We start from the raw sequence: 26815 nt of genomic DNA, 5'->3' as shown, positions 1-26815 counted from the left end.
TCACCGCAGGAAGGAGCAGGCTGAGGCCCGGCTCAGAAACGTCCTCCGGTACGGCCAGCGTACGGCACCCGCCCGGTCCCCGACCGGGAGCGCACGACGCGTTCCACCGCTGCCGCGACCGGCGTTTCCCCTTGCGCCGCAAGGGTTTTCGCCGTGACGGCAGGGGTGTCCGCAGCACCGCGGCAGCGGGCTTCGGCCACCGCCGCAGGGCCCGCGCGCCGTCGGCACGGCGCGTCGCGAACGCGGGACCCGGCAGGCGCGACGGCGGGGGCGTCGCCGGTCGCGCGGCACGTCGGGCCGCTGTCGCCGCGTGGGTCAGGACATCGGCCAGGGGTCCGCGGGCGCGGTCGGCTGGGGCGGCGCGACCGGGGCGGAGGCGCAGGTGAAGCCCAGGCGCGTGAGGGCGATGGTGACCTCGGCGGCGGAGAAGTCGCGGCGGTCCTGCCGGGTGAGGACCGCGCCGACCTGCTTCACCGGGTACGTCCGGCGGCCGATCGTGACGGACGGACCGTTGACGGGTTCGGGAGCGATGCCCTTCATGGCCGCCTGTACCTCACTCGCGGTCAGGTCGAAGTGACAGCCGGCGATGACACAGCGCACAGGGGCTCCTGGGGTATTCGGTGGAGGTTCTGAATCCACAGCGTCGCACAGCGCGCTGCGCATGACGACAGCAAAAGGCCACCGGTCCGTTCATTTTCGCCTCCCCCGCGCGGTCCGCCGCAACCTCATCGAGATCACATCGAGATCTCGGCGCGGACCGGCCACCGATCGCCTGTGGGCTTCCGGGGCAACACCTGTGCGGCGTCCGCCCGCACCTCCGGCGCGCGCCCGCCCGCTCGCGGGCCCGCGAGGGGCGGCGCGTGGCCCGGGCGCGATGTGGTGTTGCGCACAGCGTCGAACGCACGGCCCCGGAACGGCTCCCACGGATCGGCCGGGCGGATCTGCCGCGCGGTCCGCCAGCGGGCCGGCCGCACACGGACGGACACGGTCCGCATCCGTCCGCCACGGTCCGCATCCGTCCGCACACGTCCGCGGAACCGGTCACTCACACCTTCGCGGGGCCATCCCGCAGTCACCTCGCAACCCGCCCCCGGAGAGTGACGCCCCGCACTTCCGCGACTGCGGGGAGGCGCCGGAAGCGGTGTTCACCGTCCGCTCTCCGGTCTGCTGTTCCGGCGGCGGATGCGTTCTTCACGGGTTGTCGATCACATCCTCGCCACTGTGACGGATGTGTGTTAGGTTGACTGCGTTGCGGTTTTGGTACCCATGGAACTCTGTGTGCACCTGAGGATGTGACCTTCAGGTGCATTTTTGTTTTTCCGGACAGCGAATTCTTTCGTCATATCCGGAGGGGTCAATACGGCGACGCGATTCCGCACAGTGCGGGGTTTCGTTCTACTGCCCCTGAGGAGAACATTATGGCTACCGGTACCGTGAAGTGGTTCAACGCTGAAAAGGGCTTCGGCTTCATCGAGCAGGACGGCGGCGGCGCCGACGTCTTCGCCCACTACTCCAACATCTCCGCCTCCGGCTTCCGTGAGCTCCAGGAAGGCCAGAAGGTCAGCTTCGAGGTCGTCCAGGGCCAGAAGGGCCCGCAGGCCGAGAACATCGTCCCGGCCTGACCCGAGACGCCTCGACGGCCGGGACCGCTCCTTCGGGAGTGGTCCCGGCCGTCCGCGTTTCCGCCAACGGCGAAGGGCCCCGAAGAGTTCACCGGGAATTATCTCCACCGGTGCCCGACGACTTTCCGGGCGACATCGGCGACCGCTCCCGGACCGTCACCGCGGTGAGCCGATTCCGTACCTCCGCCCAATCCGGCGACGACGGCACCGCATTCACCACCCGCGTCGCCCCCGCGCCACCACCCGCGTTCGCCGACGGGCCGACCACCGCTCCGGGAACCGCCTCCGCCGACCGGCTCACGCATTCGCCGTCCGAGGTCGCGGTAAAACGCTGACGGTGACCACCGAGAACGCACCGGACCGCCTTATGACCGAATGCGTGGCCGGTTGATCCGAAGCCGTGAATTCGGATTGCCCGTACCCCGGTTCCCCGCCCCCGCGGCCGTCTCCGGCGCCGCCCGTCACTGCCCCCGCGGCGGCCCTCGGCGCCGCCCCGCCACCGCCCCGCCGCGCTCCCCGGCCCCGCCTGACCCCGCCGGCCGGCCATCGCGGAACCGCGTCCCCGCCGAGCCCACTTCCCCATGAAGCAGCTCAGCCGCTCCTCCCCCTCAAGTACCTATGCCAGCACCGGAGTTGCCGCTCCGGTGCGTCAACTCCCCATGCGATGGGCCGACCCCGCGTCACGGCGCGACCGCGCCCACTTCCCGCGTCACGGCGTGACCTCCGGCTTCGTCGGGCTGGTCGGGCTCGTCGTCCGCGTCGAACCCGTCACCGCCGGGGGGCTCGCCAGCCGTCCGTCGCCCGCCCGCCGTGCGGTGGCGGTGGGGGTCGGGTCCAGGGAGTCGCGCAGGCGGCCCGACGGGGTGGACGGCCGGCGTCGGGGCAGTCCGGTGGGCCGTTGCGGGATCGCGGTGGGGCCGGCCGACCGGGAGGGGGCCGGAGCGGGTGCCGAGGGGGCCGTCCGGCCGGGCAGCGAGGTGCCGGCGGCCGGCGGGGCGGCGGGCGGTACCGGGTCCGGCGGCGCGGCGGGGCCGTTGAGCGTCAGCGTCAGGGGCAGCGCGACAGCGGCGGCGAACGCCAGCCCGATGCCGGCGGCGGCGGCCGCGCGCAGGCTGCGGCGGCGGGCCGCGGTGCGGCGGACGCGTTCGAACGTGCCGGGCGGCGGCATCAGGTGCCCGGTGCCGGGGCCGAGCAGGACGGTCAGCTCGTCGTCGTGGTCCTCGGCCGGGTGCTGGACGCGGCCGTCGCTGCGGCCGTCGCCGCGGTCCTTTCCGGGGTCAGCGGGGTGAGTGGTCAAGACGTCTCCCGAGGTTGGAGCGCAGAAGTTCGCGGGCGGCGTGCAGGTCGGCCTTGACCGTGCCCTCCTTGCGTCCGGTCAGCAGGGCCACTTCACGCACCGGCAGGTCCGCGTAGTAGTACAGCAGGACCGGCACGCGCAGTCGCCGGGGCAGGGAACGGACGAGCAGCCGCACCGAGGGGTCGTCCTCGTCCTGGCCGCGGGTGACGGCTTCGGCGGTGACGCGGCGCAGGGTGCGGCGTTCGCGTTCCAGCCGGCGCCAGTGGTCGCGCACCAGGTTGGCGGCGGTGACGTAGAGGAAGCCGCGCGGCTCGTCCACCTTGGACCAGCGGGCCCACAGGCGGGTGAACGCCTCGGAGGCGATCTCGTGCGCGGTGCCGTCGTCGTCGACCAGCCGCCGGCACCACCCGGCGAGCCGCGGGTAGACGGCGGCGAACAGTTCGGACGCCGCGGTGTCCTGGGACCGGCTCAACGCTCTCCAAGGTCTGGGCGGGGCAAGGGAGTTCGGTGGTCGCCGTGGTCCCGGGCGGGCGTTGCGGCCCGTCCGGGACCACGGGTGGTCAGCCGGTCACGTCGTCGTGGCGGGCGTCGTGGACGTCAGGTCGGCGTAGACGACGACGTTGTCGGCGTAGCCGGTCCCCGCGGCGTCGCGCGGGCCGCCGCAGGTGATCAGCCGCAGCTCGGGCCGGGCGGTGTCACCGTAGACGGACGCGGTGGGGAAGTGCGCCTTGGCGACGGTACGCACCGACTCGACGGTGAAGCCGGCCGTGGCACCGTCGCGCAGCCGGGCGGTGACCCGGTCGCCCGGACGCAGCCGGGACAGGTGCAGGAACACCCCGTCGCCGTACCGGCCGACCGTGACGTGGGCCAGGATCACCGACGGCCCGGTCCGCCCCGGCGTCGGCGAGCCGTCGTACCAGCCGGCCGGCGCGTGCGCGGCGATCGGCGGCACCTCGACGGTGCCGTCCGCGGCCAGCCCGAGCCGCATCACGGGGGTGTCGACCCCGATGGCCGGGATCTCCAGCCGCACCGGCGCGGAGGACGCCAACGGCTTCGGACCGGCGGACGGCCGGGCGGCCGGTGCCTTCGCCGGCGGCGCGGTGACGGCGACCGGCGTCCGGGGGCCGTTCGCGGCGGCCGGGCGGTCCGGGCCGCAGCCCGCGCAGCAGGCGGCGGCGGCGGCCGGCACCGCGAGGGCCGCGACGGCACGCTTCAGGCGCAACGGTCAGCCCTGGGCCCGCAGCGAACGGCGGCGCACGACGACGACGGCCGCGCCCAGCAGCACGACCGCGGCGGCCGCGGAGCCCTCGGCGGTGCCGTGCCCGCTGTGGCCGGCGGCCAGCGGCGGAACACCGGTGTCCGGGGCGCCGCTGGGCACGCGACCGACCTGGCGGCCGGGCGCGGGAACCGCGGAGACGGCCGGCCGGGGGGCGCTGGTCGGCTGGCCGGTGGGCTTGACCGGGCGGCTGGTCGGCCGGCCGGAGGGCTTGCCCGAGGTGCCGGTCAGCCGGCCGGAGCCGGTGCCCGAGGCGCTGGCCGGCTGGCCGGTGCCCTTGCCCGAGTCACTGGCCAGCCGGCCGGTGGCGGGGGCGCCCGACGGGTGGGCGGAGCCGACGGCCAGCGCCGGGCCGGCCGTCGCGAGCACCGCACCGCAGGCCAGGGCGGCCGCTGTCATCACACTCTTGCGCAGGAACGGCATAACGACTTCTCTCTCCTCGGCCCGCCACCGCCGCGCCGGGCGGCGGGCGGCAGGCGCTCGTTGTCGGATCGGGCGAAGAGACGACCGGGCCGCCGACCCGGTTGCAAAGGGTTGGTAAAGCGTTGCGGGGACGGGGAGTTGGGGACCGCGGAAGACCACCGGGGGTCGCCGGAGGCCGCCGCGCGGTACCGCGATCGGGTCGGCGCCGGTGTCGCGCGTGGCGTCGTCCGGTGGCGGCGGGTGACCGGGGCGGGCGGGCGCGTACCGTCCGCCACCGCGGCGGAACGGGCCGTGGCCGGCGGCATCGCCGCAGGTGAAGCGGGGGTCCGCGGTCGGTCGTATCTCTTGCGCGCGGGTGCGCGGCGGGACAGGAACGGCTCATCACGACCCGCCGCGCGACCGGGAGTCCCGGGCAACGGCCTGTCCCGGCCCAACCCGGGTACGAGGACTGCGTCGGACGGCCGCGTCACCGGTGATCGTCCGCGGAGAGGAGTCGGAACGTGGCCAGTCGGTCGAGGACCGGGTTGTCAGGGATACGGGTGTGGGTGGCGGTGGCCGCCGCGCTGTCGATAGGGGTGCTCGCGGCCGGGCCCGCAGCGGCGGATCCCCCGGCGCCGCCCGGCACGGGCACCGCGACGCCGTTCGACGGCACGCCCACGGTCGGCGCGCTGTTCCGCAACGGCCTTGCCGCGGACCACGGTTGCAGCGCGAGCGTGGTGGCGAGCCCGGGGCACGACCTCGTGCTGACGGCGGCGCACTGCGTGCACGGCACCGCTGCGGGCTGGCAGTTCGTGCCCGGATACGACGAGGGGAGGACCCCGTACGGCGTGTGGACGGTCACCCACGCCTACGTGGACCCGGCGTGGACCTCGGGTCAGGACCCGCGGCACGACTACGCCATCCTGACCGTCGCCGACCAGCGGCTCGGTGGCCGCACGGTCGGGGTGCAGGACGTCACCGGTGCCAACGTGCTGGGCCAGGCGCCGCGTTCGGGCAGCACGATCACCGACGTCGCGTACAACGCCGGCCTCGACGACCAGCCGATCCGCTGCGTGACCGGGGTGTACTACACCGACGGCTATCCCAGCTTCAACTGCCACGGCTACGTGGGCGGTTCCAGCGGCAGCCCGTGGATCACCGGCGGTCCCGGCCACCTCACCTTCGTCGTCGGTGTCATCGCCGGACTGCACCAGGGCGGCTGTTACGAGTACACCTCCTACTCCCCGGCGTTCCGCCCGGACGTCTACCAACTGATCGCCCGCGCGACGCTGGGGCTGCCCGCCGACACCGTGCCGGCGGCCGGCGGCGACGGCTGCTGACGTCCGGCGCGACGCCGCCGGCCGGCGGCCGGCCGGCCCGCGCGGGGGTGTCCGCCGGGTCGCGCCGCACCCCCGGCCGACGGCACCGCACCGGGCGCTAGCGTGGGGCCGTCCGGTACCCCGACCGTCGCCGAGGTGACCCCATGCGAGTGCTGATTCCGCTGCCCGACCGGGACTTCGACGTGACGGAGGTCGCCGTGCCGTGGCGGGTGCTGCGGGACGCGGGGCACCAGGTGGTGTTCGCCACCGAGCGCGCCGGGACCGTACCGGCCGCCGATCCGCGGCTGTTGACCGGCGTGCTGTTCGGCAAGCTCGGCGCGCACGAGGAACCCGTGCGGTTCTACCGGGAGTTGGAGCGCGCGCCGGAGTTCGCCGCGACGGTGGCGTGGGAGGCGGTGGAGCCGGCCGACTACGACGGGCTGCTGCTGCCGGGCGGTCACGCGCCGGGGATGCGGCAGTACCTGGGGTCGCCGGTGCTGGCCGGCAAGGTGTCCGCGTTCTGGGCGCTGCGGCGGCCGGTCGGCGCGATCTGCCACGGCGTCCTGGTGGCGGCCCGGGCCGGCGTGCTGGGCGGCCACCGCACGACGTGCCTGCCGGCGTACATGGAACGCACCGCCTACGCGCTCACCGCGTGGCGGCTGGGGCGTTATTACCGCACGTATCCGGCCTACGTCGAGCAGGAGGTCCGGGCGGCGCTGGACCGCCCGGAGCAGTTCGAACGCGGTCCGCGCGCCGGGACGGCCCGCGGCACCGCCACCGACGACACGGCCGCCTTCGTCGTCGAGGACGGCCACTACCTGTCGGCCCGCTGGCCGGGCGACGCCTACCTGTTCGGCCGCCGGTTCGCCGCGATGCTGGCGCAGGCGGGCTGATCAGCTCCCGGGCTGCACGCACGGCACGCTGACCCGGAAGACCGCGCCCCCGCCGGGAGCGGTCTCCAGGTCGACGTGGCCGCCGTGCCCGGTGACCAGGGCGGCGACGATGGCCAGGCCCAGGCCGGCGCCGCCGCCCTCGCGGCGGGAGCGGGAGGCGTCGACCCGGTAGAAGCGCTCGAAGACCCGGGCGGCCTGGGCGGGTTCCAGGCCGGGCCCGGAGTCGGCCACCTCGATGACGCCGTGGCCGCCGGCCGTGCCGACGCCGATGCGCACCGGGGTGCCGGGCGGGGTGTGGGCGACGGCGTTGCCGACCAGGTTGGCGACGACCTGCCGCAGCCGGGCCTCGTCGCCCAGCACCAGCGCCGGGCCCGGCGGGGTGCCGGCGCCACCGGGGCCGGTGAGGGAGACCGGGCGGGTGGCGTCCAGCGCGGTGGTGTCGTGCAGCGCGTCGGCGGCCAGGGTGCGCAGGTCCATCGGCTCCAGCCGCAGCGGGCGGTGCTCGTCGGCGCGGGCCAGCGTGAGCAGGTCCTGCACCAGGCCGCCCATCCGGATCGCCTCGCTCTCGATGCGGGCCATCGTGCGCTGGACGTCGGCCTCGTCCGGCAGCGCGCCCATCCGGTACAGCTCGGCGAAGCCGCGGATGCCGGCCAGCGGGGTGCGCAGTTCGTGGCTGGCGTCGGCGACGAAGCGCCGCATGCGGTCCTCGGACTCGGCCCGGGCGGCGAACGCGGACTCGATCTGCGCCAGCATGCCGTTGAGCGCGGTCGACAGCCGGCCGGCCTCGGTGCGCGGTGAGACGTCGGGCATCCGGTACGACAGCGGGCGGCCGGCCGCGATCTCGGTGGCGGTCGCCTCGATCCGGCGCAGCGGCCGCAGCCCGGCGCGTACCGCGAACCAGCCGGCCAGCCCCAGCAGCGCCGCCACCAGCAGGCCGATCAGCAGGAACGCGGTGCGCAGCTTCGCCGTGGTGGAGGTGACGTCGTCCAGCGAGACGGCGACCACCACGCCGGCCGGCAGTTCGGCGGCCGGCGCGGTGGTCGCCGCCGCGGTGCCGTAGCCGCCGGGGTGCGGGCCGGTGTGCCGGCCGGGCGGGCCGCCGACCGGCAGGATCAGCACCCGCCAGCTGCCGCCGCCGTGGTCGCTGGGGACGTCGAACGGGGTGCCGGTGCGCGCCTTGAGCTGGGCGGCGTTCATCACCGGCCACAGCGGGCGCGGGTCGCCGGCCGAGACCGGGACGCGCAGTTGCTGGGTGATCGTGCCGTCGGGCGCGGCGAACGCCACCACGTACTGGCTGGGCAGCCAGGACCGGGGGAAGCCCCCGCCGGCGGTCCCGTCGGCGGCGCCGTGCTGCTGGTGCTGCGGCGGGGGGCCGCCGAGCATCAGCCGATGCGTCAACGGCTGCCCGAACCGCTCCAGTTGCTGGTCGGCGCGTTCGACGAGCTTGCCCTGGACCGAGCCGAGGACCACGGTGTCGCTGACCCCGAGCCCGATGACGACCAGCGCCACCGACAGCAGCACCAGCCGGGAGCGCAGCGACAGCGCGGACGGCCGCAGCGCGCGGGCCGCCCTCCGCAGCCATGCCGCGTTCCGCAGCCGGGCCGCATTCCGCAGCGGGGCCGTCTTCCGCAGCCGGGCCGCCGTTGTCCTCAGGCGCCGCAGCAGCAGTGTGCCGGTGCCGGTCATCAGTGCGGCCGGCGCAGGACGTATCCGACGCCGCGCACGGTGTGGATGAGTTTCGCGGCACCGCCCTCGCCGCTGTCGAGCTTGCGGCGCAGGTAGGAGATGTAGGACTCGACGATGCTGAGGTCGCCGCCGAAGTCGTAGGCCCACACGTGGTCGAGGATCTGCGGTTTGGACAGCACCCGGCCGGCGTTGGCCATCAGGTATTCGAGGAGTTTGAACTCGGTGGGCGACAGCGACACCACCCGGCCGCCCCGCAGCACCTGGTGGCCGACCGGGTCGAGTTCGAGGTCACCGACCATGAGGGTGCCGTTGTCGTCGGGGCCGCCGGTGCGCCGCAGGATCGCGCGGATGCGGGCGATGAGCTCCTCGAGGCTGAAGGGCTTGGTGACGTAGTCGTCGCCGCCGGCCGTCAGCCCGGAGACCTTGTCCTCCACGCCGTCCTTGGCGGTCAGGAACAGCACCGGCAGGTGGTCGCGGGCGGCGGCGTTGCGGCCGTAGGCGGTCTCCTCGCGCAGCCGCCGCACGACGGCGAAGCCGTCCATGTCCGGCAGCATCACGTCGAGGACCACCAGGTCGGGGCAGTCGCCGGCCACCACGGCCAGCGCCTCGGCGCCGGTGGCGGCCGAGACCACCCGGAATCCGGCGAAGCGCAGGGAGGCCGACAGCAGTTCCCTGATGTTGGGTTCGTCGTCGACGACCAGCAGGCTGGCCTCGGGTGCGTCCATGGTCATCCGCCCTCTGGGTCCTTCGTCACGTGCGGTGGGGGCTGGGCAACGGTACGCCGTGCCGCGTCCGGGCGGCGCGGCTGCCCCGCTCAGCCCCCGCCGCCCGCGGTCAGCCGCCGCTCCCGGCGCTCGAGCCGGCGCCGCCCGCCGCGCCGCCGCCGAAGCCGCGCCCGCCGCCGAATCCGCCGAATCCGCCGGTCAGGCCGCCCTCGGTGACGGTGCTGGCCTTGATGTCGCCGGAGGAGTCGGCGCTGCCGCGCACGGTGACGGTCTGGCCCGGCTGGAGGTCGGCGACCTTGCCGTTCTTCGACTCGCTGACGGTGGTCGACTTCGCGGTGGTGACCTTGACGATGTCGCCCTGGGCGTCGGAGACGTAGATCGTCGAGCCGTCGACCAGTTTGACGGTGCCGGTGGTCATCCCGGCGGCCGCGCCGCCCGCCGCACCGCCCGCGGCGCCCGCCGCGGTGCCGCCACGGGTGCCGCCGAACGTGCGGCCGGCCGCCGCGCCGGAGCCGGCCGCGCCGCCGCGGGCACCGGCGAACGCCGCCGCACCGCCCCGGGCGCCGGCCGGCGACTGGTTCTTCTCCACCAGCACGCCGCCGGTGAACGCCAGCGCCGCGACCACGCAGCCGGACAGCAGCAGCGTGGCCCACGGCAGCCGGCGGCGCGGCGGGGCGGCCAGTTCGGCGCTGATGTCGCGGGCGTCCGGCGGCACCGCCAGCACCTCCTCCGGCCGCAGCACCAGCTCGGCGGTGTCGGGCGCGGTCCGCGGCTGGGGCAGCAGCTCGCCGGACGGCTCCGGTGCGGGTGCGGGGGCGCCGGCCTTCACGAGGTCGGTTCGGCGTCGGGCCATGTCCGGGTACTCCTGTCCATACGGCGGTTCCATACGGGGTCGTGCGGGGCGGGTGGTGCGGTGCGCGGCGCCGGGCGGGCCGGGAGCGGGCGGGGTCACTCGTGCCGGAGGGCCTCGATGGGCCGCAGGCTGGCGGCGCGGTTGGCCGGGTAGCTGCCGAAGAACAGGCCGATGGCCACCGCGATGGCCAGGGCGCCGACCACCGACTCGGGGATGACGACCGGCTTGATGCCGACGATGGTGAACCGCGAGCCGATCAGGCCGACGGCCACGCCGAGCCCGCCGCCGACCAGCGACAGCAGGGTGGACTCGGTGAGGAACTGGCCGAGGATGACGCCCTTGGGGGCGCCGATCGCCTTACGGATGCCGATCTCGCGGGTCCGCTCGGTCACCGTCACCAGCATGATGTTGGTGATGCCGATGCCGCCGACCAGCAGCGAGATCGCGGCGACCGCGCCCAGCAGCACGGTGAACGTCTGGTTGGTGGAGGCCTGCGTGGTCAGCAGCGAGGTCTGGCTGCTGACCCGGAAGTCCAGCGCGGTCGGGTCGCTGATGCCGTGCTGGCCCATCAGCGTGGTGGTGATCTCGTTCTGGGCCGGCGTGGTCGCGGTGGCCGACGTGGCCTCCACCAGGATCTGGTTGAGCGAGCCGAAGCCGGTGAAGGCGTTCTGCACGGTGGGCAGCGGGGCGATCACCACGTCGTCGGGGTCCTGGAACCCGGTGCCGCCCTTGGTGGCCAGTTCGCCGACCACGGTGAACGGCGTGCCGCCCAGCACCAGTTGCTTGCCGACCGGGTCGGCGGTGCCGAACAGGTCGGTGGCGGTGGTGGAGCCGATGACGGCGACCTTGCGGGAGTTGAGGACGTCGTCGGCGCTGAAGTAGTCGCCCTTGACGACCTTGCTGTTGGACGCCTCGAAGTACGCCGGGTAGGTGCCGACGACCTGGCTGACGGTGTGCGAGGTGCCCTGGTAGAGCGCGGTCTGCGAGGTGGTGACCTCCGGAGCCACCGACCGCACGTCCGGGTTGGTCTTGGTATCGGCCAGCGCGCGGGCGTCGTCCACGGTGAGCGGCTTGGTGGTGGTCGCGCCGCCGGTGGCGCCGAATCCGGCGCCGGAGGTGACGGTCAGGGAGTTGGTGCCCAGCTTCTCGATGGAGTCCTTCACCGCCTGGGAGGAGCCGTTGCCGACCGCGAGCAGCAGGATGACCGCGGCCACGCCGATCAGCACGCCGAGCATGGTCAGGCCGGACCGCACCTTGTTGGCGGCGAGTCCGCCGACCGCGAAGCGCAGGGTCTCGAAGGGGTTCACCGCGGATCGCCTCCGGTGGACGACGGGAGGGCGGGGACGGGGGCCATGGCGGGCGGCGGGCCGTCCACCGGGGCCTGCCGGACGTCCTCGGTGATCTGGCCGTCGACCAGCCGCACCACCCGCTTGGCGTGCCGGGCCACCTCGTCCTCGTGGGTGATCAGCACGACGGTGCGGCCGGTGGCGTTGAGCCGGTCGACGATGCCCAGCACCTCCGCGGTGCTGCGGCTGTCGAGGTTGCCGGTCGGCTCGTCGGCCAGCAGCATCGCCGGTGAGGTCACCAACGCCCTTGCCACGGCGACGCGTTGCTGCTGGCCGCCGGACAACTCGTTGGGCCGGTGGTCCATCCGGTCGCCGAGGCCCACCAGGGTGAGCGCGGCCACCGCCCGCTGACGCCGGTCGGCGCTGCGCACCCCGGCGTAGGCCAGCGGGAGTTCGACCTGCGCGAGCGCGGGGGTGCGCGGGACCAGGTTGAACGACTGGAAGACGAAGCCGATCTTGCGGTTGCGCACCAGGGACAGCTGGTGTTCGTCCAGCCCGCCCACGTCGATGCCGTCGAGCCGGTAGGAGCCGGAGGTGGGCACGTCGAGGCAGCCGATGATGTTCATCAGGGTGGACTTGCCGGAGCCCGAACTGCCCATCACCGCGACGAAGTCGCCGCGCTTGACGGTCAGGTCCACCCCGCGCCGCTCACCGGTGGCCGGGTCGTACGGGCCGGCCAGCGCGTGCACCGCGGCCTCGCCGTGCCCGTAGGTCTTCATCAGCGACCGCACGTCGATGACCGGCGGCGGTCCCCACGGGCCACCGTCCGCCGCCAGGCCGTGGGCGGCCAACGGGTCGGGCGGCGGGTCGTTCTCGGCGCTGGAGACGATGGCGCCGGGTACGTCCGCGGGCCCGCGGCGCCGCAGGCGCAGGCGCGGGATCATCCGCGGCCCCCGCCGCGACCGCCGCCGAAGCCGCCGCCGGCGCCGCCACCGAAGCCGCCGGCCCGGCCCGCGCCCGCGCCGCCGGGGAAGGCGCCGCTGGGGAAGCCGTTGGTGCCGGTGGAGGCCACGGAGGCGATCTGGATCTGCTGGCCGGCGGTCAGGCCGCTGGTGATCTGGTCGTCGGTGTCGCCCTGCACGCCCACGGTCACGTTGACCGTGCTGGTGCTGCCGTCCTTGGCGACCACGGTGACCGTGCGGGCGGCACCGGTGCCGCTGACCGCCTCGGCCGGGACGTAGAGCGCGTCGGACGCCTCACCGGTGACCACCTGGATGGTGGCGGACAGGCCGGTGCGCAGTCCGGTGGTGGAGCCGGAGATCGCCAGCGTCGCCGCGTACTGCACCGCGCTGCCCGAACCGCTGCCGCCGCCGGAACCGGAACCACTGCTGACCGGCAGCGAACTGACCGACAGCACCTTGGCGTTGAGGACCTTGTCGGATTCGGCGGTGAGCGTCACCGTGGCGGGCTGGCCGGCCTTGATCTTCAGCGAGTCGGACTCGGAGAAGTCGGCGGTGACCTGCATGCCGGTGGGGTTGGTGATGACGACGAAGCCGGTCGGCGCGGACGACGACGAGCTGGAGGAGGACCCGGACGAGGACGAGCCGGAGCTCGAACCGCCGCCGGAACCACCGGAGTTGCCGGCCGAACCGGAAGAGCCGGCCACCGTGTCGCCGACCTTGCCGGCCACCGAGGCGACCGTGCCGCTGACCGGTGCGGTCAACTCCGTGCCGTCGACCGCGCTCTGCGCCGCGGCCACCGCGTTCTGCGCCTGCGTCACCTGCGCCTGGGCCTGCGCGACCTGGGCGGGGTCGACGGTCGTCGTGGTGGTGGCCGCCTGTGAGGACGCCCCGCCGCGCGAGGAGCCGCCACCGGACGAACCGCTGTCGGTCGTCGTGGTCTCACCCGCCTCGGCCTTGGTGAGGTTGTCCTGGTCCGCGGTGAGCGTGGCCTGGTCCTCCTGGAGCGTCTGGTCGGCCGAGGTCGGGTCGACCTTCGCCAGCACCTCGCCCTTGGTCACCGTGTCACCGGGGGCGACCTTCACCTCGGTGAGCGTGCCGCCGGTGGTGAAGCTGACGCCCGCGTCACTGGGGGAGGCGAGCGACCCGGAGCCGGAGACCGTCGCCAGGACCGTGCCCTTGGCGACCGTCGCGGTACGGGTGCCGGTGCGGGCCGGTGTGGTGCTGTCGCTGTTCACCGCCGCGTAGGCGCCGGCGGCGGCCGCGAGGAGCACGACGCCGAGCACCGAGTTCATCAGGACGGCCCTGCGCCGCCGTGGGAGCACCTTCATGGCAGCAGAGTGACCGTCCGCCTTGTCGAACTCCTGACACCCGGCTGGGAGTTCGCTGGGAACGCCACCCCCGCACACCCGGCCCGCCACCCCGGTCGAACCAGCGCGTACCGGTACGCAACCATGCGTACCGACCGCCATCGGCCGCCCGGGACTCCCAGGAAACTCCCGGAAATCTCCCAGCCCGCCCTCAAGCCGGTGCGGTTGAGTAGGGCGGCGGTGGTACGCCCACCACGCCCTGCTACCGCATTCCCGAGGAGAGCCGGCCCCCATGACCCGGACCACCATCCCGTCGGCCGCGTCCAGCACGTCGCGCCGGGCCCTCGTACCCGCCGCGGTCATCGCCGCCGGCCTGCTGCTGCTCACCGGCTGCTCCTCCTCTTCCTCCTCCGGCGGTACGTCGGCGAAGGCGTCGGCCACCCCCTCCGCGGGGGCCTCCGGCGGCCCGCAGCAGATGGCCGCCTACCAGCAGTGCCTCTCGCAGCACGGCGTCAAGCTCCCGGCCCGCCCGAGCGGCCGGCCCAGCGGCGGCTTCGGCGGCGGGTTCGGCGGCGGCCACCGGCCCAGCGGCGCGCCGAGCGGCGCCCCCGGTTCGAACGGCGGCGCACGCGGTGGGTTCGGCGGGCGTGGCGGCGGCTTCGGCGGTGGCTTCGGTGGCGGCCAGTCCGCGAACCCGGCGTACGCCAAGGCCGAGCAGGCCTGCGAGAAGCTGCGCCCCAGCTTCGGCGGCGGGGCCGGCGGCGCCTTCGGCGGCGGTGGCGCGAACGCGACCGCGATGAAGGCGTTCACCAGCTGCCTGAAGGACCACGGCGTGACGCTGCCCTCCGCCTCCCCGGGCACTCGCGGCGGCACCGGCATGAAGGGCGTCGCGTCCGGCGACTCCAAGACGGCCAAGGCGTTCAAGACCTGCCAGGTCCTGCTCCCCAAGCGCACCAACGCCCCGAGCGCGAGCCCGTCGGCCTGAGGGTCGGTTCCAGCGGTGCGGGGGTTGGCGGGGCCGGCGGTTGGCGGCGCGGGAGGGTGGCGGCGCCGGCGGTGCGGGGCTGGCGGCGGCGGTCGAGGAGCTGGCGGTGCAGGGGTTGGCGGCGCCGGCGGTGCGGGGTTGTCAGCGGCGGCGGTCGAGGAGCTGGCGGTGCGGGGGGCGGCGTCGGACGGGTCGGCGGTGAACCGGCGTTGCCTGGCACCCGCGTCGAACTCTGGCCGTGCGAACGGCCGTTAAGCATCACTGACCCCCGGGGCAAGCGGTACTTGCTTCCGGGCCGGGAGGCGGAACGGGACAGTGGGGGGCACGGAAGGCCGCCTTCGGGCGGAGTGTCCGCGCCCGCCCGTTCCGCCTCCCTTGAGGAACCGTCATGCCCAGGAGCTCCCTCGCCGCGTTCGCCATGGCCCTGGCCGCGTTCGCCGGCGCCGCGGTGACCGGCTGTTCGGCCGGCGGACCGGCGTCCGCGTCCGGTTCGGGACCGGCCGCCACGGCGTCCACCGCACCGGGCACCGCTGCCGCACGGGGCACCGGCACCGCGCCGGGAGCGGCTGCCGCGACCGGCCGATCCGGCTCCGCCTCCTGGGTGTTGACCGCTCCGGCCACCGTCGACGGTCTGGCCCGCTTCCGCCCGCCGGCCGACGACCTGGCCAGGCTGACCGCCAGCCTTGACACCCTCACCACCCAACTGGGCATCACCGGCAGCATGGTTGAGGCCGTCTACGACGACCCGGCGAAGAACGCGTACGTCGTCGTCGCCGGGCTCAACGGCACCGGGTACGACCCGGCGGCGCTGGACCGGCTCGCGAAGGTCCCCTCCACCACCGACGACGGCGCCGGCGACCGGGTCACCAGCGACTGGTCGGCCACGGACGCCGGACCGCACGGCGGACGGGCCGGCTGCCAGGAGACGCTGGTGCGGTCCGGCTGGATGGCCTCCGACGCCTCCGACTGCGTCTGGCTGACCCCCACCACCTTCGGCCTGGTCACCCTCTATCCCAAGGTCGACGGCGGCAAGCTCCTCGACGATGCCCCCGCCGGCGTCGTCGGCCCGGTGATGCGCCAGGTCCGGGCGGCGGTGGAGCACGACCCGGCGACGTGATGGACTGCCCTCCGGGGGCGGGGTGGGGCGGACCGGAGCGGGCCGGTGCGGCTCGGCGCCGGTTCGGTTCGGCGCGGTGCGGCTCCCGTTGCGGTGCGGCTCCCGGGCGCCGGCTGGGGCAACGATGGGGTGCGCGACCGGGGTCGGGCGCCGAACTCCCGTAGTTTCGGCGGGAGTTGAGAGCGGCGGAGGGGTTGACCGCGTGGAGCTGGAACCGAGACGGCTCGTCGTCCTGCACACCGTCGAGCGGGCCGGCGGCATCGCGGCGGCGGCCCGGCTGCTGGGCATCACCCCCTCGGCCGTCTCCCAGGCGGTGCGCCGGCTGGAGCGGGAGGCGGGCGTCGCGCTGCTGGACCGGACCGGCGGGCGTGCCGACCTCACCGCGACCGGCCGCGCGCTGGCCGAACGCGGCGGCCGCATCGCCGCCGAACTCGCCCTGGCCGCACAGGACCTGACCGCCGGCACCGAGGCCGGCGGCCCGGTCGTCATCGGCGCTGTCCTCGCGGTGCTGACCACCTTCGTCGCCCGCGTCATCCCCTCCCTCACCGAACGCCATCCCGCGCTGCGCCCGTGCCTGCGCGAGGTCTCCAACGCCGACGGACTGCGCGCCCTGCACCGCGGCGAGCTGGACGTCCTGCTGGCCACCGCCGACCACGACCACCGCCCGGACGCCCCGCCCGGCTACGCGCTGAAGGTCCTCATGCGCAACGAGTACAGCGTCGGCGTACCCACCGCGTGGGGTCATGTGCCGTGCACGGCGGCCGAGTTGGCGTCCGTGCCGTGGATCGGGGCGCCCCGGGGCCACGCCCGCGCCCACGCCTACGACCGCCTCGCCGCCGAACACGGCCTGCCGGGCGCTCCGTTGGCGCACGAGGCGGCCAACTGGTCGGCGGTGGTGGCGATGACGGCCGCCGGACTGGGCGCGGTGGTCCTGCCGCGGTCCGTCGCCTCCCGTACGCCCGGCCTAACGATGACGCCGGTCGCCGTGCCGGGCGCCTTCGAGACGCTGGTGCTGCACCGCGCCGTCGGCGACACCACGCCGCCGGCCGTCGCCGTCGTCCTGGCCCGACTGGCCGAAGGCGCGATCGACGCCGCGGAGGAGATGTCCCGCACCGGCATGCTGGACCGCGAACCGATCGTCACCGCCCGGCTTCACTGACGCGGGGAGATGCGGGGCGCGGCGTTCCGGAGGTGGGGGTGCGGGGGCCCGGGGTGCGGGGGTGGGGACCGTAGCGGCCGTGCGGCCGTGCCACCGTGCCGCCGACAGTCGCCCGGTCACGCCGTCACGCGTCACTCCGCCATGCCGTCACGCGTCACGCGTCACTCCGTCAGGCGTCAGGCTCCACGCCCACTGTCCGCTGATCGGGTGATCGGGTGATCGGGTGCCCCAGTGACCCGCGGAATCCTCGGCGGCACGTCGATCGGGGCGGCGGCCCCGGCGACCAGCACCGCGCCGCTCGCGTCGGCGCCGTAACCCGGCCGTACGCACCGCGATCCGGTCATCGGCACCGCACCCCGATCGTCCGCACCGCCGCCGCCCGACCGTAGGCACCGCAGGTCAACCGTAGGCACCGCCGGTCAACCGCAGGCCCTGCGGCCCGGCCATCGGCGCACCGCGGCCCCAGCCGTCGGCGCCCGGCGGACCACCCCTCAGTCGGCGTGGCCCCACGAGCGGCGCACGGACCCTTGCGCCACCTCAGCGGTTCTCGGTGACACCTGGTCAGAAAATCGTCACGGTCCGTGGAATATGCCAATCATGATCGCAACAAATCAGATCGGCATAAAAGCGCTTTCGTAGCGCCGCGTCACTACGTCCCCCGGTCATCACGTCCTCCGGTCATCACAACAGCTCGTCGCTTCGCCCTTCCGCCACCCGAAAGCGGTCCCGCACCTCGGTCCGAGGGCGCTTTCCGGTGGCGGAACGGATGCGCCGGCTGTCGCTGAGGGCTCCTTTCGACGCGCTCGTGCGAACGAGGGCACCCGTCCACGGGCGCCGCCGTTTCGGAGTGCGCACGACACCGTTCCACCGCCGCCGGGCGGTCACACGGACCCGGCCCGGTCACCCGCACCACACCCGAATGAGGAACGTTCATGAGTTCACGCTTGAGGCGCGGCATCGGCCTTGCCGTGCTGTCGTCCCTGGTCGGCACACTGTGCCTGGCCGCGCCGGCCACCGCGGCCCCGTCGCCGGTGGCCAACGCCTTCGTGGTGTCGGCCGACGCCATCGGAGGGATCGTCGCGGTCCCGCCCACCCCGGTCTCCGCGTACCCCCCGGGCGGCACGACCACCCTGGTCGGCCTGAACCTGGGGCCGTTCGCGACCGCCGCGGTTCTCACCGCGACCACCGGAGGCAGCACGACCACCGGCGACTCCAACGCCTCGGCGACGGTGGCAAATCTCGGTGTCAACCTCGGAACCATCGGCTCGCTGGCCCTCACCGGCGTCAACTCCACCTGCAACGCGACGCCGGCCGGCGCGACCGGCTCCGGCGTCATCGCGAGCGGCTCGGTGAGCGTGCTGGGCGTCCCGATCCTGAACCTGCCGGTCTCCGCCGCGCCCAACACGGTGGTGGGCGTCCCCGGCATCGGCACCATCACGCTCAACGAGCAGACCACCGCTCCTGACGGCACCCTGTCCGTCAACGCGCTGCACCTGGTGCTGCTGCCCGCGCTGGGCGCCGCCAACGTCATCGTCGGCCACGCCGACTGCGCCGGCGCGGCCCCGATGGTCCCCTCGTTGTCGATCAACAAGTCGGCCGTGGAGACCTCGTTCACCGCCGGCGAGACCATTCACTACAACTACATCGTCACCAACACCGGCGCCCAGGAGCTCAGCGACATCGACGTGGCCGACTCCGGCCCCGGCGACCCGACGGTCACCTGCCCGGACGCCGTCCTGGAACCGGGAGCCGAAGAGACCTGCACCGCCACGTACGTCGCCACCGCGGCGGACGTGACAGCCGGCGAGATCACCGACACCGCCACGGTCACCGCCACCCTGCCGGACGACAGCACCGTGACGGCGACCAGTAACGAGGTCACCATTCCGGCCCTCGGCACCCCTGGAAGCGGTTCGATCCGGGTGGTCAAGCACGCGAACCGACGCACCTTCTCCCGCGTCGGCCAGCTGATCCGCTACACGTTCCACGTCACCAACACCGGCACCTCGACGCTGACGAACGTGGACGTCACGGACTCCGGCCCCGGCAACCCGACGGTCACCTGCCCGGAGACCACCCTGGCCCCCGGCGCGTCCGAGGACTGCACCGCCGTCTACCGCGTCACCCGCTCCGACTGGGTGCGCGGCCGGATCACCGACCGGGGCACGGCCACCGCCACCACCCCGACCGACAGCACGGTCACCTCGACCAGCCGCGCGGTGACCATCCGCGCCGACCGCGGCCGTCCCGGCCACCCCGGCCGTCCGGGTCACCACCACCGGCACCACCGCCACCACCCGCGGCGGCACCACCCGCGGCGCCACCACGTGATCAGGCACCACGTGATCAGGCACCACCGTCGCCTGCACGGCGGCCGTTGATCCTCCCGCCAGTCCGGTGAGCGTTACCGCGCCCACCGGTGACTGACCGGCGGTGGCCCGGGAACCCCTGGTTCCCGGGCCACCGTGCGTTCCGCCCGTGCGAACGCCGGCCGGTACCAGCTGTGCGTTCCGCCCGGTCAACGCGAGCCGGTGCAGGGGGTCCGGCAACGGGCCGCGTTCAGCGCGGTGCCCGGCCGCGTTCAGCGCGCGGTGTCCGCCCTCGCTCGCGGTACGTGGTCCAGGGCGATGCCGAAGTGGTCGCGGTACGCGGTCAGCACGGCGGCGTCGTCGGGCAGTTCGGTCTCGCGGCGGCCGGCCGCGCCGGTCACGACGAGCCGGCGGCCGCTGAGCGTGACGTGGCCGTCGCCGGTCAGCAGCGAGCAGACCAGGGACCTGGTGAACGCCGACTCCGGCGACGTGCACTGCCACCACGCCGCCACCCGGAAGTCCGCCAGCTCCCGGCCCCGCGGCTCCAGCAGGTAACCCGGCGCACCGTCCCGCGTCACCAGCAGATCTCCCCGGCCGTCCTCGGAAACCGCGAACACCCCGCCGGGGTCCGCCTGTTCACCGCGTTCGTCCAGCAGCAGCGGGTGCGTCGCGAACCGCCCGAACCCCACGTCCGCCAGCCACCGCCGCCCCGACGCCTCCACCGACAGCGCCAGATGGTCGAACGGCGGTCCCGGCCGCCCGTCCTTGCCGTGGACCCGCCCGGCCAGCAACGTCACCGGATACCCGAGCGCGGTCAGCAGCGCCGCGAACGCGCCGTTCAACTCGTAGCAGAAGCCGCCGCGCCGCCGCGCGACGATCTTCTCCACCAGCGCGCCGGCCTCCAGCCGCACCGGCTCGCCCAGGTGCACGCTCAGGTTCTCGAACGGCACCGCCATCTGGTGCCGCCGGTGCAGCTCCGCCAACGCCACCGCGTCCGTCCGCACCGGCCGCCCCACACCGATCCGCGCGAGATACGCCTCCACCGCCGCCTCGTCCATCCCCCCAGTAGGCCGGAACACGTCCCGCCACGCCATAGGCCGTTGGACCTACGCCGGGAGTCCCTCCGGGGGTTCGCCGGGGTTCCCGCCGGGGCGTCGCTGGCGTTCCCGCCGGGGGGTCGCCGGTGGCATCGGGATCCGGCACAGGCACCGCAGCGCGACGCGGGCATCACGGCCCGACGCGGGCATCACGGCTCAACGCGGGCGGTCAGTCGCGGCCCTGCCAGGTCGTCACGCACGCCTCGTTGCCCTCGGCGTCGGCGAGCACCCAGAAGGCGGGAGCGGCCTCCTCGTCCAGCAGGCGGCCGCCGGCGGCGAGCGCGGCGGCGAGACGCCGGGGCGCCTCGTCGTGCGGGACGCATATGTCGAAGTGGACGCGGTTGCGCTGCGGGCGCGGCGCGTCCATCTGCTGGAACCAGATCGCCGGCCCCTGCCCGACCGGGTCCACGAGCGGGTCCCGGGGACCGTCGGCGCCCGGTTCGGCGACGTACCCCGTCACGGCCCGCCAGAACGGCCGGATCGCGGCGATGTCGAGCGCGTCGATCGCGATCTCCAGTTGCTGGACCGACCGCGCCGCACCCGTGCCGGTCTCCGGCTCCGTGCGCAGTCCGGCCTGCCGCACGGTGTCCGAGATCCGCCGGGCGAGGTCCACGTCGAGCGCGGTCAGCGCCGCCCGGTCCAGCGTCTGGAGCGTGAGGACGACCCGGTCCGCCCGCAGGTCGGCCCGCAGATGCCCGTCCGCGTCCGCGCCGCACGCCGCGACCGCCTCCGCCGCGACCGAGGCCGCCCGGGCCATCGACCCGACCACCACCGAGGCGCGCAACGTGCCCAGCAGATACCGCCACCCCAGCCCGCTCACCGCGTCCGAGGCATCCCGTCGACTCAGTGTCTCCTCCATACACGCATCCTCGCAGCCACCACTGACAACGGCGCCGCGTGCGGCTTCGGCCGGTCAGCCGGACAGGCGGTGGGCGGGTCCGGGCTGAACGGGGTGCGTGGCAGACGGGTACGTGCTGGACGGGTGCGTGGCGGACGAGTACGTACTGAACGGATACGTGGCAGACGAGTACGTACTGAACGGATACGTGGCAGACGGCGCCACGTCAGCCGCGCGGTCGGATCATCAGGCAAGCGGCCAGACACGCAGTCGATCAGCCGGTCAACCGGTCAGCCGATCAGCCGGTCAATCCGTCAGCTCGCCGCGCCTGGGCGGTCGTGGTGACCCGCGCCGGAACCAGCGGGCCGGCGACGGGAGTACGCGGGTGGCCGGCGAGCGGGCCAGCTCGACGTTGAACAGCGCGCCGAGCAGCAGCGCCAGGTTGGACAGCCACAGCCAGATGAGGAAGACGACGAGGCCGGCCAGCGAACCGTAGACGCGGTGGTACGTCGAGACGTGCGCGGCGTACTCGGTGAACCCGAACGACACCGCCATCAGCAGCAGCACCGCCAGCGCGCCGCCGGGCGCCATCCGCCGCACGCCGCGCGCGTGTTCCGGGCCCGAGCGGTACAGCAGGAGGATCAGCACCACCGCGACCGCCAGCAGCACCACCCAGCGCAGCACCCCCCACGCCGCCAGCGCCGCGCCGCCGACGCCCACCGCGTCACCCAGCCGGTGCGCCAGGTCCCCGGAGACCAGCAGCGCGATGCTGCTCACCAGCAGCATCACGATGATCGTCACCGTGGTCAGCAGGATCAGCGGCGCGGTCTTCCACACCGGCCGGTGCGCGCTCTCCTGGTGCATCGCGTGCAGCGCCCGCCGGAAGACGGCCAGGTAGCTCGACCCCGACCACATACCGCTGACCCCGCCGAACGCGATCAGCAGCCACGCCGAACCGCCGTCGGTGTGCCGCAGCGCGTCCCGCAGCAGCCCCCGCGACTCGGCGGGAACGATGTCCGTCAGGTGGTCGATCACCGCGGGCGTGGCCGCCGGAATCGACAGCCCGATCACCGACAGCACCACCAGCAGCACCGGGAACAGCGCCAGCACCGCGTAATACGTCAGCGCGGCGGCCCAGTCCGTCACGTCCTGGTTCCACGCGGTCAGCGGCGTCCGCCGCACCGCGGCCCACCAGCCGCTCTTCGGTCCCTCGCGTCCGCCCGCCCCACCCATGCCCCGCGCCTTCTTCCCTCGCCGAGCCCCGCACCGGGTTGCTCCCGCCGCAGCGTAACGGTGGTCCGCATGCCCCGCTTCCGGTCGGTTATCCCCAGCCTCTGTGGATAACCTCCGGCACCGGCGAACGGCGGGGGCCGGGCGGCGGACCGGGCGCGGGTGAGGGCCGGGCGGCGGGGTGGGGGCCGGGCGGCGGAGTGAGGGTGCTGGGGCGGGGGCGGCGGGGGCCGCGGCCTTCAGTCGGCCGACCGGGCCGCGGTGCCGAGCGCCATCATGCGGTAGTCCCCGTCGTCGCCGGTGTGGACGTAGCCGGCGGCGGCGTAGATCGGCGCCGCCGGATTGTCGCGGTGGACGCCGAGGCACAGGTCGACGTGGCCGGCCGCGCGGGCCTGCTCGGCGTAGGCGTCGAGCAGCAGGCGGCCGAACCCCCGGCGGCGGTGCCGCGCGACAACGTGGATGCTGACCAGCGTCGCGCTGTCGCCGGTCGGCAGCCACATCTGGTAACCGGCCGCTTCACCGTCGACATCCAGCACGAGGGTGCGCGGCAGGCAGTCGATCCACAGCGCCAGATTACGGTCGATCGCCGCCGTCCAGCGCTGCTCGTTGGCGGGTTCGATCGTCTGCATGTACGAACGTTCGGACCGCAGCACGAAGGGCAGGTCCGCCACCTCGGCCGGTCGAAGCGAAGAGGTCACGGGGGCTCCTGTCGGAGTGGCGGTGGTGATCGCGGGGCGATGGCGATGGCTGGCGGCGCGGCGTGGCGGGGCCGGGTGCCCGCGTCACGAACACGCCGGGGCGCGGTGGGGTGTCCGGCATTCTTCCCGGGCCCGCGCCTGGGAGGGAAATCCTTTTGCCGGGCCGCCGGCTCGGGTGCCAGCATGCGGCGCATGACGAACGGAATCGAGTCCATCCCCCTGCGGTGACCCGCGACGAAGCGGCCCCGGCCCGCCGCGCCGAGCCCTACTACACGCGCGCGATGCGCATGCGGAACAGCAAGATTTCCGCCGATATACCCCTGCCTGACGCCGAAGCGTGGAAGAACCGGCCACGGCACCGCCCCAACGACCTCCCCCGACTGCTGGCGGAAGCGGCGGCCGAACTGCACCGCGTACTGTCGACGGCCGACCACCCCGGACCGCTCCCCGCTCCCGACGGCATCCTGGGCTTCGGCCCCCGCGCGATCGAGGGCGTCGTACGGCTGCTGCGGCCGCTCGGCGCGTTGCCGGAGGAACGGCTGGAACACGCGGCACGCCACCTGACCCGGCGCGGCACCCGCCGCGAAACGGTCTGGCTGGGTCTGGCCCTGCTCGACGGCCGGGTCTACGGCTACGACCGCAGCGTCCTGACCCGGCTGGCGTCGCTGGAACCCGTGGCGCCACAGGCGATCAGAACGCTGGCGAGGAGCGGCCCGCAGGCACTGCCGCACCTGCTGGACCTGCGCGAACCCCTGACCGGACCGGCCGAACGGGCCCTGACGCAGGCGTTGTCGGAGGTACTTCCGGATGCGCCGCCGGAGGCACCGGCACAAGCACTGACGCGGGCGCTCGCACAGCCGCCGGCGCGGGCACAGGCGACACTTCGCGATCCGCTCCCCGACGGTGGCTCCTCCCGCCACGCCGATCCCTCCGGCCCGTCCGGCCCCGTGCCGATATGACCGGATTCCGGCGTGGCGACCGTTTCCCCCGGTGGAATAGGGGAGTTGAACAGGAAGGCCCGTGCGAGCGAAAGGCCAGCTGCCGTGAACCGTCCAGCGTCACGTCCGGTGAAGAGCCGGGCCCCGGCCGTCCTCGCCCCCGCGCCGCCCGGCAGCGGGCTGCTGCCGGTGCCGGGGGACCGCGGACTGCCCTATGTGGGCTACGCGTTGCACACCATCCGCGATCCGGTCCGTCTCAACCGGGGCCGCTACCAGCGCCACGGCCCGGTGTCGTGGGGCGGTTTCCTCGGACGGCGGATGGTCACCGTCCAGGGGCCGGACGCCGCGCAGGCGGTGCTGGGCAACCGCGACAAGGCCTTCGCCAACGGTCCCGCCTGGGGCTTCTTCATCGGGCCGTTCTTCGAACGCGGCATCATGCTGCTCGACTTCGAGGAGCACCTGCACCACCGGCGCATCATGCAGCAGGCGTTCACCCGCGACCGCATCGCCGGCTACCTCGCCCGGATGAACGACAGCGCCGCGCACGGCATGTCGGCCTGGCGCCCCGGTCCGTTCCCCATGCTGCCGCACCTCAAACGGCTCACCCTCGACATGGCCCTCGACGTCTTCACCGGCCTCGACCTCGGCCCGTCCGAGGTCAGACGGGTGGGCGACGCGTTCACCGCGGCGGTGCGCGCCGGGCTGTCGGTGGTCCGCTTCCCGGTCCCCGGCCTGCGCTGGAGCCGGGGGCTGAAGGCGCGGAACGTGCTCGTCGACTTCTTCCGGCAGCACATCCCCGCCAAACGGCGCGACGGCGGCGACGACCTGTTCGCCGCACTGTGCTGCGCACAGTCCGAGGAGGGCGAACGCTTCACCGACGCCGACGTCGTCAACCACATGATCTTCGCGCTGATGGCCGCGCACGACACCACCACCATCGCGATGACCTCGATGGCCTACCACCTGGCCCGGCACCCGCAGTGGCAGGACCGCTGCCGTGCCGAGTCCCGCGCCCTCGGCACCGACCGGGTCACCCCGGCCGACCTCGCCGCGCTCCCGTCGCTCGACCACGTGATGCGCGAGGCGCTGCGGCTGTGCCCGCCGGTGCCCATGCTGCCGCGCGTCGCGGTACGCGACACCGCCGTCCTCGGCCACCACATCCCGGCCGGCACGCTGGTCTCCGTCGCCAACTTCACCAACCACCGGATGCCCGAACACTGGCCCGACCCCGAGACGTTCGACCCCGACCGGTTCAGCGACGCCCGACGGCACGAGATCACCCACCAGTACGCCTGGTTCCCCTTCGGCGGCGGCGTCCACAAGTGCATCGGCCTGTACTTCGCCGACGCGCAGATCAAGGCCGTCATGCACCAACTCCTCCTGTCCCACGCCTGGTCGGTACCTGCCGACTACACCTGGACCCTCGACATGACCACCCTCCCGATCCCCAAGGACGGCCTCCCGGTGACCCTGACACGCCTGACGGGGTGAGGCCGGGTCCGTCACCGGGGCGGAGGCGGAGCGGACGGGGCGGGTGGTGGCGGACGGCGGTGGGGTGCTGCGGGCTGCGCTGGCGTGGCGGACGGCGGGGAGCGGTGGCGGGCGGTGGCGGGGTGTTGCGGGCTGTGCCGGGCCGCGCCTGGCCGTGGCGGACGGCGGCGACGCGTCGTGGGCTACGGCGGTCGGCGTGGGCCGTGGCGGGCCGCGCCGGCCGCACGGCGGGCCATGTCGAGCCACGGCGGACGGCACCGACGCTTCGTGAGTCGCGCCGACCGGCGCGGGCGGGCGCACCGGACAGAGACGGCACGGGCGCAGGCAGGCGTGCCTGGCCGTATCGAACGGTCCGCCGGTCCGCCAGCGGGCACCAGCGGTTGGGCGGAGGTGGCGGGCCGGGGTTGCCGAACTCGTCCGGAATCCGGGCACGGCGACAGGGGCAGCGGCGTCACGCGGACGTCGCGCTCCGAGCGCGGTCGGGCGCCGGTGCCCCCACGCCGCACCCCGCCCGCCTTCACCTCATGGCGGCGATCCCGCCTTTCACCCCATGGCGGCGCTGACGTCGCCGGGCGCGCACCTCGTCCGGCTACGCCTCCGCCGGCCCCCGCGGCGGGCGGGAGTTCGGATGGCGGCGAGCACTCGGTCACCGGGCTCCCGCTTGGCGGGCGGGGGTTCGGACTGCGGGAGGGTACGGTGCACGAACTCCCGGATGGCGGAACGGAGTTCGGACTGCGGCGGATGTTCAGGAACGCGGGTTCGGACTGCGGCGGAGGTTCACGAACGCGGGTTCGGACCGCGGCGGATCTTCGGCGGCCGCTGCGGGTCGGCCGCGCGGGGCCGCGGCCGCGTGCCCCGGCCTTGACGCACCGCCCCCGTCGCACGCTCCAGTTGCACGGCTCGGGCACCCAGGCCGTCGCGCGTAGGCCGTCGCACTGAGACCGTCGCACTGAGACCGTCGCGTCGAGGGTGATCCACCGGAACCTCGGCCCGGACACCGAGTTCCGCCGTCATGCCTCTGCCTCCGTCCGCTGCGGGCCACCTCGCCGACCCCGCCGACCCCGCCAGCCCCGCCGACCTTGCCGACCTTGCCGACCCCGCTGACCGGGCCCTGTCAGCGGAGCCACGACAGGTCGGGCCGTCCGCGATGGCCGGCGATCCGCAACGTCGACCCGGTCTGCCACCGTCGGTCAGGGCTCGACGCGGCGCTCCACCGCCCAGCCACGGCCTGCTACGGCCTGCCACCGCCAGCAACGGCCAAACGGCAGCCCGCGACTGTGCGGCCCGGCGGACCGCGTCGCGCAACGTGTGCGGGGTCCGCGCAC

Annotated in this window: 25 protein-coding genes; 10 read left to right on the top strand and 15 right to left on the bottom strand. The window is 74.4% G+C overall.

Going from position 1 to position 26815, the window contains the following annotated elements:
• Positions 1 to 315: 315 nt before the first annotated feature.
• Complete coding sequence (locus POF43_RS04705; protein WP_271325777.1) at positions 316 to 600, bottom strand: SCO5918 family protein; 285 nt, start codon at positions 598 to 600, stop codon at positions 316 to 318.
• Positions 601 to 1418: 818 nt separating this feature from the next.
• Here POF43_RS04705 and POF43_RS04700 point away from each other — a divergent pair.
• On the top strand, positions 1419 to 1622 hold the full coding sequence (locus POF43_RS04700) for a cold-shock protein (protein WP_271316917.1): 204 nt from the start codon (positions 1419 to 1421) through the stop codon (positions 1620 to 1622).
• 110 nt (positions 1623 to 1732) lie between these two features.
• Positions 1733 to 1957 carry a hypothetical protein gene (locus POF43_RS04695; RefSeq protein WP_271325778.1) on the top strand — a complete coding sequence of 75 codons (225 nt, stop codon included), beginning with the start codon at positions 1733 to 1735 and terminating at the stop codon, positions 1955 to 1957.
• 374 nt (positions 1958 to 2331) lie between these two features.
• On the opposite strand, the gene POF43_RS04690 is transcribed toward POF43_RS04695, so the two are convergent.
• The 4 genes from POF43_RS04690 to POF43_RS04675 form a co-directional block, all read right to left on the bottom strand.
• On the bottom strand, positions 2332 to 2919 hold the full coding sequence (locus POF43_RS04690; RefSeq protein WP_282704420.1) for a hypothetical protein: 588 nt from the start codon (positions 2917 to 2919) through the stop codon (positions 2332 to 2334).
• Positions 2900 to 3391 carry an RNA polymerase sigma factor gene (locus POF43_RS04685; protein WP_271318427.1) on the bottom strand — a complete coding sequence of 164 codons (492 nt, stop codon included), beginning with the start codon at positions 3389 to 3391 and terminating at the stop codon, positions 2900 to 2902. Before POF43_RS04685 ends, POF43_RS04690 begins: the two co-directional genes overlap by 20 nt.
• 96 nt (positions 3392 to 3487) lie before the next feature.
• The gene (locus POF43_RS04680; RefSeq protein ID WP_500692334.1) at positions 3488 to 4135 is read right to left on the bottom strand and encodes a class F sortase; all 648 of its coding nucleotides are present in this window, start codon (positions 4133 to 4135) and stop codon (positions 3488 to 3490) included.
• Positions 4136 to 4144: 9 nt separating this feature from the next.
• Complete coding sequence (locus POF43_RS04675; RefSeq protein ID WP_271325750.1) at positions 4145 to 4618, bottom strand: Tat pathway signal sequence domain protein; 474 nt, start codon at positions 4616 to 4618, stop codon at positions 4145 to 4147.
• A 524-nt stretch (positions 4619 to 5142) separates the two neighbouring features.
• On the opposite strand from POF43_RS04675, the gene POF43_RS04670 reads away from it, so the two are divergent.
• Together POF43_RS04670 and POF43_RS04665 are read left to right on the top strand one after the other, a co-directional pair.
• A complete protein-coding gene (locus tag POF43_RS04670) occupies positions 5143 to 5937 on the top strand; it encodes a trypsin-like serine peptidase (protein WP_271325013.1) in 795 nt (264 codons plus the stop codon).
• Between the two features lie 143 nt (positions 5938 to 6080).
• Positions 6081 to 6809, top strand: a complete 729-nt coding sequence (locus POF43_RS04665) for a type 1 glutamine amidotransferase domain-containing protein (RefSeq protein WP_271317198.1) — start codon at positions 6081 to 6083, stop codon at positions 6807 to 6809.
• Here the strand turns inward: POF43_RS04665 and POF43_RS04660 are convergent, their stop codons facing one another.
• The 6 genes from POF43_RS04660 to POF43_RS04635 form a co-directional block, all read right to left on the bottom strand.
• A complete protein-coding gene (locus tag POF43_RS04660) occupies positions 6810 to 8495 on the bottom strand; it encodes a sensor histidine kinase (protein ID WP_271325014.1) in 1686 nt (561 codons plus the stop codon). It lies immediately after the preceding gene.
• Positions 8495 to 9220 carry a response regulator transcription factor gene (locus POF43_RS04655; protein ID WP_271325016.1) on the bottom strand — a complete coding sequence of 242 codons (726 nt, stop codon included), beginning with the start codon at positions 9218 to 9220 and terminating at the stop codon, positions 8495 to 8497. The genes POF43_RS04660 and POF43_RS04655 overlap by 1 nt, the downstream gene beginning before the upstream one ends.
• Positions 9221 to 9329: 109 nt before the next feature.
• Positions 9330 to 10073: a hypothetical protein gene (locus POF43_RS04650; RefSeq protein WP_271325015.1), complete on the bottom strand. Its 744-nt coding sequence runs from the start codon at positions 10071 to 10073 to the stop codon at positions 9330 to 9332.
• Positions 10074 to 10168: 95 nt separating this feature from the next.
• Positions 10169 to 11380: an ABC transporter permease gene (locus tag POF43_RS04645; protein ID WP_282704419.1), complete on the bottom strand. Its 1212-nt coding sequence runs from the start codon at positions 11378 to 11380 to the stop codon at positions 10169 to 10171.
• Positions 11377 to 12303 (bottom strand): ABC transporter ATP-binding protein, encoded by a 927-nt coding sequence (locus POF43_RS04640; protein ID WP_282704418.1) that lies wholly within the window; start codon positions 12301 to 12303, stop codon positions 11377 to 11379. Before POF43_RS04640 ends, POF43_RS04645 begins: the two co-directional genes overlap by 4 nt.
• Positions 12300 to 13649, bottom strand: a complete 1350-nt coding sequence (locus tag POF43_RS04635; protein WP_271325215.1) for an efflux RND transporter periplasmic adaptor subunit — start codon at positions 13647 to 13649, stop codon at positions 12300 to 12302. The genes POF43_RS04640 and POF43_RS04635 overlap by 4 nt, the downstream gene beginning before the upstream one ends.
• A 271-nt stretch (positions 13650 to 13920) precedes the next feature.
• On the opposite strand from POF43_RS04635, the gene POF43_RS04630 reads away from it, so the two are divergent.
• The 4 genes from POF43_RS04630 (at position 13921) to POF43_RS04615 (ending at position 19270) form a co-directional block, all read left to right on the top strand.
• The gene (locus POF43_RS04630; RefSeq protein WP_271325216.1) at positions 13921 to 14613 is read left to right on the top strand and encodes a hypothetical protein; all 693 of its coding nucleotides are present in this window, start codon (positions 13921 to 13923) and stop codon (positions 14611 to 14613) included.
• Positions 14614 to 15001: 388 nt separating this feature from the next.
• Positions 15002 to 15730 (top strand): hypothetical protein, encoded by a 729-nt coding sequence (locus tag POF43_RS04625; protein ID WP_271318825.1) that lies wholly within the window; start codon positions 15002 to 15004, stop codon positions 15728 to 15730.
• Positions 15731 to 15932: 202 nt separating this feature from the next.
• A complete protein-coding gene (locus POF43_RS04620) occupies positions 15933 to 16889 on the top strand; it encodes a LysR family transcriptional regulator (RefSeq protein ID WP_271325760.1) in 957 nt (318 codons plus the stop codon).
• 932 nt (positions 16890 to 17821) lie between these two features.
• On the top strand, positions 17822 to 19270 hold the full coding sequence (locus POF43_RS04615) for a choice-of-anchor P family protein (protein ID WP_271324989.1): 1449 nt from the start codon (positions 17822 to 17824) through the stop codon (positions 19268 to 19270).
• A gap of 200 nt (positions 19271 to 19470) precedes the next feature.
• Here POF43_RS04615 and POF43_RS04610 read toward each other — a convergent pair whose 3' ends face one another.
• The 4 genes from POF43_RS04610 to POF43_RS04595 all read right to left on the bottom strand — a co-directional run bounded on the left by POF43_RS04610 (position 19471) and on the right by POF43_RS04595 (position 23061).
• Entirely contained in the window at positions 19471 to 20256 is a 786-nt protein-coding gene (locus POF43_RS04610; protein ID WP_271324988.1) for an arylamine N-acetyltransferase family protein, read from the bottom strand.
• A 208-nt stretch (positions 20257 to 20464) separates the two neighbouring features.
• On the bottom strand, positions 20465 to 21154 hold the full coding sequence (locus POF43_RS04605) for a 4a-hydroxytetrahydrobiopterin dehydratase family protein (RefSeq protein WP_271324987.1): 690 nt from the start codon (positions 21152 to 21154) through the stop codon (positions 20465 to 20467).
• A gap of 285 nt (positions 21155 to 21439) precedes the next feature.
• Positions 21440 to 22366: a YihY/virulence factor BrkB family protein gene (locus tag POF43_RS04600; RefSeq protein ID WP_271317180.1), complete on the bottom strand. Its 927-nt coding sequence runs from the start codon at positions 22364 to 22366 to the stop codon at positions 21440 to 21442.
• Positions 22367 to 22602: 236 nt separating this feature from the next.
• On the bottom strand, positions 22603 to 23061 hold the full coding sequence (locus POF43_RS04595; protein ID WP_271325542.1) for a GNAT family N-acetyltransferase: 459 nt from the start codon (positions 23059 to 23061) through the stop codon (positions 22603 to 22605).
• 224 nt (positions 23062 to 23285) lie between these two features.
• Here POF43_RS04595 and POF43_RS04590 point away from each other — a divergent pair, with 224 nt between their 5' ends.
• Positions 23286 to 24020 (top strand): hypothetical protein, encoded by a 735-nt coding sequence (locus POF43_RS04590; protein WP_271325541.1) that lies wholly within the window; start codon positions 23286 to 23288, stop codon positions 24018 to 24020.
• Positions 24021 to 24128: 108 nt separating this feature from the next.
• Positions 24129 to 25490, top strand: a complete 1362-nt coding sequence (locus tag POF43_RS04585) for a cytochrome P450 (RefSeq protein ID WP_271325540.1) — start codon at positions 24129 to 24131, stop codon at positions 25488 to 25490.
• Positions 25491 to 26815 lie beyond the last annotated feature (1325 nt).

Source organism: Streptantibioticus silvisoli, assembly GCF_027947535.2.
GTDB classification, from domain to species: domain Bacteria; phylum Actinomycetota; class Actinomycetes; order Streptomycetales; family Streptomycetaceae; genus Streptantibioticus_C; species Streptantibioticus_C silvisoli.
Note: the sequence above shows the minus strand (reverse complement) of the source record. Positions and strands in the feature narration are given on the sequence as shown.

Coding starts and splice junctions, on each gene's coding strand:
- POF43_RS04700 (WP_271316917.1), top strand. CDS start 1,419: ATGGCTACCGGTACCGTGAAGTGGTTCAACGCTGAAAAGGGCTTCGGC.
- POF43_RS04675 (WP_271325750.1), bottom strand. CDS start 4,618: ATGCCGTTCCTGCGCAAGAGTGTGATGACAGCGGCCGCCCTGGCCTGC.
- POF43_RS04665 (WP_271317198.1), top strand. CDS start 6,081: ATGCGAGTGCTGATTCCGCTGCCCGACCGGGACTTCGACGTGACGGAG.
- POF43_RS04660 (WP_271325014.1), bottom strand. CDS start 8,495: ATGACCGGCACCGGCACACTGCTGCTGCGGCGCCTGAGGACAACGGCG.
- POF43_RS04655 (WP_271325016.1), bottom strand. CDS start 9,220: ATGGACGCACCCGAGGCCAGCCTGCTGGTCGTCGACGACGAACCCAAC.
- POF43_RS04650 (WP_271325015.1), bottom strand. CDS start 10,073: ATGGCCCGACGCCGAACCGACCTCGTGAAGGCCGGCGCCCCCGCACCC.
- POF43_RS04640 (WP_282704418.1), bottom strand. CDS start 12,303: ATGATCCCGCGCCTGCGCCTGCGGCGCCGCGGGCCCGCGGACGTACCC.
- POF43_RS04635 (WP_271325215.1), bottom strand. CDS start 13,649: ATGAAGGTGCTCCCACGGCGGCGCAGGGCCGTCCTGATGAACTCGGTG.
- POF43_RS04630 (WP_271325216.1), top strand. CDS start 13,921: ATGACCCGGACCACCATCCCGTCGGCCGCGTCCAGCACGTCGCGCCGG.
- POF43_RS04625 (WP_271318825.1), top strand. CDS start 15,002: ATGCCCAGGAGCTCCCTCGCCGCGTTCGCCATGGCCCTGGCCGCGTTC.
- POF43_RS04615 (WP_271324989.1), top strand. CDS start 17,822: ATGAGTTCACGCTTGAGGCGCGGCATCGGCCTTGCCGTGCTGTCGTCC.
- POF43_RS04610 (WP_271324988.1), bottom strand. CDS start 20,256: ATGGACGAGGCGGCGGTGGAGGCGTATCTCGCGCGGATCGGTGTGGGG.
- POF43_RS04605 (WP_271324987.1), bottom strand. CDS start 21,154: ATGGAGGAGACACTGAGTCGACGGGATGCCTCGGACGCGGTGAGCGGG.
- POF43_RS04600 (WP_271317180.1), bottom strand. CDS start 22,366: ATGGGTGGGGCGGGCGGACGCGAGGGACCGAAGAGCGGCTGGTGGGCC.